This is a genomic window from Streptomyces sp. NPDC001027 (assembly GCF_040299045.1).
Classification (GTDB): Bacteria; Actinomycetota; Actinomycetes; order Streptomycetales; family Streptomycetaceae; genus Streptomyces.
The window spans coordinates 1-5,141 of sequence record NZ_JBEPBI010000385.1; the positions used below are offsets into that span (position 1 = coordinate 1).

Genomic DNA, 5,141 nt, shown 5'->3' on the forward strand with positions numbered 1-5,141 from the left:
GCTCTACTTCACGCAGTACCAGAACGCGAAGCCCGGCGACCCGCTGTACGACAAGGCCCGCACGGGCACCGACGCGCGAGCGGGCCAGGGCTACTTCGACCTGCTGAAGGCGGACGTGCTGGGCGGGAAGCTGCCGCAGGTGTCCTGGATCGTCGCGCCGGAGGCCTTCACCGAACACCCCAACTGGCCCGCCAACTACGGCGCCTGGTACGTCTCGCAGGTCCTCGACGCGCTCACCGCCGACCCCGAGGTATGGGCGAGGACGGCCCTGTTCGTCACCTACGACGAGAACGACGGGTTCTTCGACCACGTCGTCCCGCCCTTCCCGCCGGCCTCGGCGCAGCGGGGCCGCTCGACGGTCGACGTCGGGCCCGACCTCTTCACGGGCGACAGCGGCCATGTCGCAGGACCCTACGGACTCGGCCAGCGTGTCCCGATGCTCGTCGTCTCCCCCTGGAGCAAGGGGGGTTACGTCTGCTCGGAGACCCTCGACCACACCTCGGTCATCCGGTTCGTCGAGCGCCGTTTCGGCGTCCACGAGCCGAACATCTCGCCCTGGCGGCGCACGGTCTGCGGCGACCTGACCGCCGCGTTCGACTTCTCCCGCAAGGACGCCCGGCGGGTCGTCCTGCCGGCGACCGGCGGCTACGCGCCCCCGGACCGCATCCGTCACCCCGACTACGTGCCGACCCCGCCGGCCCGCCCCGTCCTGCCGAAGCAGGAGCCCGGCACGCGACCCACCCGGCCGCTCAAGTACGCGCCGTGCGTGGACGGTTCGGCCGACCCGGCCGCCGGGACCCTCACCCTCCGCTTCGCCTCCGGGACCGGGGCGGGCGCCGCGTTCCTCGTCACGTCCGGCAACCGGGGGGACGGGCCGTGGAGTTACACCACCGGGGCGGGCGCGACCGTCTCGGGCGCCTGGAACGCGGCGGACTCGGGCGGCTCGCACGATCTGACCGTGCACGGCCCGAACGGCTTCCTGCGCGTCTTCAAGGGGCGGGGGAGGACGGCCGGACCCGAGGTGAGCGCACGGCACGTCGGCGACGACGTCGAGCTGACGTTCACCCACCGGGGCTCCGGCACGGTGGAGTTGAGGGTGGCCGACGGGTACGGCCGCCCGGCGACGACCGTGCGGGTGCGGCCCGGCGCCGTCCTGCGGCGGACCGTGGACCTGCGGGCGAGCCGGCGATGGTACGACCTGACCGTCACGTCCGCCGCCGATCCGGCGTTCCTCAGGCGGTTCGCCGGACATGTGGAGAACGGGCGGCCGGGCGTGAGCGACCCGGCGATCGTCACGCGGTGACCGAGGTCCGGGCGCCGGCCGCGGCCGGGGCCCGGGACGCGGTGAAACGGGCGATGAACGCCGCATCGCGGGCGCTGGTCAGGTCCCGGCGGGCTCGGGATAGTGTGCCCCGGTGACCACGCATTCGAACACACCCGCAGGCTGGTATCCCGATCCGCACGGAGCGGCCCAGACCCTGCGTTACTGGGACGGCGCCCAGTGGACCGACCAGACGCACGCCGAGGGCAAGGGCGGCCCCGCCCCGCACATACCGCAGCAGGCGGGGCCCGACGCCCGGGTCCAGCGTCAGGTGCAGCAGCAGGCCGGGGTCACGCCGAGCGGCCTCGGCGGCGGCACCCTGTTCAGCGAGCCGGTGCTGGTGGTGAACCAGAAGGCGAAGCTGATCGAGCTCACCAACGAGTACAAGGTGATGGACCAGCAGGGCAACCAGCTCGGCTCGGTGGTCCAGGTCGGCCAGAGCGTGCTGCGCAAGATCGTGCGCTTCTTCGGCAGCATCGACCAGTACCTGACGCACCGACTGGAGATCCGCGACGCCCACGGTCGGCCGGTGCTGCTGCTGACCCGGCCGGCGAAGATCTTCAAGTCGCGGGTGCTCGTGACCCGTCCCGACGGACAGCCGGTCGGCGAGATCGTCCAGCAGAACGTCTTCGGGAAGATCAACTTCGCGATCAACGCCGACGGCGCTCAGGTCGGCGCGATCAAGGCGGAGAACTGGCGGGCGTGGAACTTCGCGATCGTCGACCACGCCGGCAACGAGGTCGCCCGGATCACCAAGACCTGGGAAGGCCTCGCCAAGACGATGTTCACCACGGCGGACAACTACGTCCTGCAGATCCACTACCAGCTGCCCGAACCGCTGCTGAGCCTCGTCGTCGCCACGGCCCTGACCGTGGACACCGCGCTCAAGCAGGACGCGCGCGGCTTCGGCTGACACCCGGCGCGCACGGGTGGCGCCCTCCCGAAGGGCGGACGCCACCCGTTCCCGCGCTACAGCGGGGTGAGGTGCTCCGGGCCGGTCGTCGGCCGGGGGAGCAGCGCCGGTTCGGCGGACGCCGTCTCCGGCAGCAGGGCCAGCACCGCCGCCACGGGGTGCTCCGCCTCCGCGTCGGCCGCCGGCTGCGGCGCGGCCCGAGACAGCAGCACCACGCCCCGCCCCGCGAGTGCGGCCCCCGCGAGGGCGAGGAGGATCCCCGCGAGCCCGCCCTGGAGCCGTTCGCCGAGCAGTGCGAGGCCGATCGCCGCGGCGGCCACCGGGTTGGCCAGCGTCACCATCGCGAGCGGAGCGCCGAGACCGTCCCGGTAGGCCGTCTGCGACAGCAGCAGTCCGCCCGTCGCGAAGGCCGCGACCAGCAGCGCCACCCCGATCACCTGCATGCTCAGCAACGAGCCCGACCGGTCCGTCGCGGCCACCGTCACCGTCTGGGTGAGCGCCGAGGCGACGCCCGAGGCGAAGCCGGACGCGGTCGCGTGCCGCAACCCGGGACGGGCGCCGCGCCGGGCCAGCAGCCCGATCAGCGCGGCCGTCGCCCCCGCCACGGCCACCGCCTCCGGCCCGCTCAGGACGTCCTCGGGGGCCGGCCCCGAGGCCGTGACCAGGATGGCGGCCAGGCCGGCCAGGGTGAGGGCGGTGCCCCGCCACTCGGCGGCGTCGACCCGGCGTCCCGCGGCCCGCGCGCCCATCGGCACCGCCGCCACCAGGGTGAGCGCGCCGAGCGGCTGCACCACGGTGAGCGGGCCGTACTTCAGGGCCACGACGTGCAGCAGTGCGGCGGCGGCGTTCAGCCCCACCGAGCACCACCAGGCCCCGTTGCCGAGCAGACGGACCAGGCCCGAGCCGGGGTGCCGGGCGGCGAGCCGTTCCTGGGCGACCGCCGCGGCGGCGTAGGCGACGGCCGAGAACAGGGAGAGGACGACGGCGACCAGGGTGGCGTTCATCGGCCCGCTCCGGCGAGGGCCGGCTGCTCGGCCGGGACGAGGGCGCGCGCGCCGGGTCCGCCCGCGGCGGCCGTGCCGACCGTGCGCCGGGGCGCGGGGATCAGCGCCAGCGCCGCACCGAGCAGGGCGGCCGCGGCGATCGCGTCGAGCCAGTAGTGGTTGGCGGTGCCCACGATCACCAGCAGGGTGAGCAGCGGATGCAGCAGCCACAGCCACCGCCATCGCGACCGGGTGGCGACGATCAGGCCGATCGCCGTCATCAGCGCCCAGCCGAAGTGCAGCGAGGGCATCGCCGCGAACTGGTTCGAGAGGTGGTCGGTCTGCGGGGGGCCGTAGACGGACGGTCCGTACACGCGCGCGGTGTCCACCAGGCCCGTCGCCGCCAGCATCCGCGGCGGGGCGAGCGGGAACGTCAGATGCAGCACCAGGGCGGCGGCGGTCACCGCGGCCAGCGTGCGCCGCGCCCAGGTGTAGTGCGCCGGGCGCCGCAGGTACAGCCAGACCAGGAAGGCGAGGGCGGCCGGGAAGTGGACGGTCGCGTAGTAGGCGTTCGCGGCTTCGGCCAGGCCGTCGCCGTGCAGCAGGAGCGATTGCACCGTGCCCTCGCCGGGCAGATGCAGCCACCGCTCGGCGTGCCACACGTCCCGGGCGTCGCGGAAGGCCTCGCCGGTGTGACCCGCGGCCAGTTGCCGGCCGAGTTTGTAGACGGCGAAGAGACCCGCGACGAGCAGGAGTTCTCGGAGTACGGGCGGCCTCGCCGGTGTGACCGGCTCCGCTTCTGCAGGCTCGGTGCGGGCATTCATCCCCCGGCCCCTTCGCTGACGGTGGTGCGTGTGAGGCGGTGCTGCCGGGCGGCGGCTCGTGCATGCACCATCGATACGATGTCGTACCGATACGCCAGTGTACCGATACGAGCGCGTACCGGTACACTGGCGTATCGATTGATGTGCGCCACACTGGAGACCGGGCCCGATCAGAGGCCCGCAGCGCCCTCGGACGGGCGCGCCGAGCGGAAGAGAAGCGAGGGGGAGAGCAGATGACGTCGCAGGCCGCGGACGGGCCGGAGTCGGCCGCCGCCACGCGCCGCTCGAAGATCACGCCGGAGCGGGAACAGGAGTTCTTCGACGCCGTCCTCGACCAGGTCCGCGAGTGCGGCTACGAAGCCGTCACCATGGAGGGCGTCGCGGCGAGCACCCGTTGCAGCAAGTCCACGCTCTACCGCCAGTGGAGGACCAAGCCGCAGTTCGTCGTCGCCGCCCTGCGCTCCCGCCGTCAGGCCCGGCTGACCGGCATCGACACCGGCACGCTCGCCGGCGACCTGCGCGAGGCCGCACGGGCCGCGGGCCGCTGGTCCACCCACGACACCGAGCTGATGCAGGCCCTCGGCCACGCGGTCACCGGCGACCAGGAGCTCGCCCGCGCGCTGCGCGAGGCGATCGTCGCCCCGGAGATCGACGCGCTCCGGGAGATCCTGCGGCGGGGGGTGGAACGCGGCGAGATCGCCGGTGACCACCCGGCGCTGGAGTACGTCCCGGCGCAGATGTTCGGGGTGATCCGGGCCCGTCCGGTCGTCGACGGGGAGTACGCGGACCAGGAGTACCTGCTGCGTTTCGTCGAGGCCGCCGTGCTGCCGACCCTCGGTCTCGTCCCCCGTCCGGGCGGCGACCCGCCGCGGAACCCCTCCGGGCCCGGACCGGGGCCCGACTGACCCGGGTCGCCGTCCACGGGATGACCGGACGGCGGCCCGTGGCGCACCGCACCGTGGGGACGGGGGCGGTGCGCACCCCCCGGCGGCCGGGGGGGGGGCCGGCGGCGCCCCAGAGCGGAACCCGCCCCCGCCCCGCCCCGCCCCGGGCCCGGGGGCCCGGCGCGACTCCCAGCACGCGGCCCGCCCCGCCACGCC

5 protein-coding genes are annotated in these 5,141 nt (G+C 74.4%); 3 read left to right on the forward strand and 2 right to left on the reverse strand.

Going from position 1 to position 5,141, the window contains the following annotated elements; translation table 11 throughout:
* Both ABT300_RS41130 and ABT300_RS41135 read left to right on the forward strand, forming a co-directional pair.
* Positions 1–1,303 (forward strand): alkaline phosphatase family protein (locus tag ABT300_RS41130; protein WP_351687450.1); only part of this gene is annotated, 1,303 nt, incomplete at its 5' end.
* A 112-nt stretch (positions 1,304–1,415) separates the two neighbouring features.
* The gene (locus ABT300_RS41135; RefSeq protein WP_351687452.1) at positions 1,416–2,234 is read left to right on the forward strand and encodes an LURP-one-related family protein; all 819 of its coding nucleotides are present in this window, start codon (positions 1,416–1,418) and stop codon (positions 2,232–2,234) included.
* A 56-nt stretch (positions 2,235–2,290) separates the two neighbouring features.
* On the opposite strand, the gene ABT300_RS41140 is transcribed toward ABT300_RS41135, so the two are convergent.
* Positions 2,291–3,238: a DMT family protein gene (locus ABT300_RS41140; protein WP_351687455.1), complete on the reverse strand. Its 948-nt coding sequence runs from the start codon at positions 3,236–3,238 to the stop codon at positions 2,291–2,293.
* Positions 3,235–4,041, reverse strand: a complete 807-nt coding sequence (locus ABT300_RS41145) for a phosphatase PAP2 family protein (protein ID WP_351687457.1) — start codon at positions 4,039–4,041, stop codon at positions 3,235–3,237. Before ABT300_RS41145 ends, ABT300_RS41140 begins: the two co-directional genes overlap by 4 nt.
* A 233-nt stretch (positions 4,042–4,274) precedes the next feature.
* Here ABT300_RS41145 and ABT300_RS41150 point away from each other — a divergent pair, with 233 nt between their 5' ends.
* Positions 4,275–4,946 (forward strand): TetR/AcrR family transcriptional regulator, encoded by a 672-nt coding sequence (locus ABT300_RS41150; RefSeq protein WP_351687460.1) that lies wholly within the window; start codon positions 4,275–4,277, stop codon positions 4,944–4,946.
* Positions 4,947–5,141 lie beyond the last annotated feature (195 nt).

What these genes read in the sequence shown, in the direction of transcription:
- ABT300_RS41140 (WP_351687455.1), bottom strand. Translation starts at nt 3,238, where the DNA reads ATGAACGCCACCCTGGTCGCCGTCGTCCTCTCCCTGTTCTCGGCCGTC.
- ABT300_RS41145 (WP_351687457.1), bottom strand. Translation starts at nt 4,041, where the DNA reads ATGAATGCCCGCACCGAGCCTGCAGAAGCGGAGCCGGTCACACCGGCG.
- ABT300_RS41150 (WP_351687460.1), top strand. Translation starts at nt 4,275, where the DNA reads ATGACGTCGCAGGCCGCGGACGGGCCGGAGTCGGCCGCCGCCACGCGC.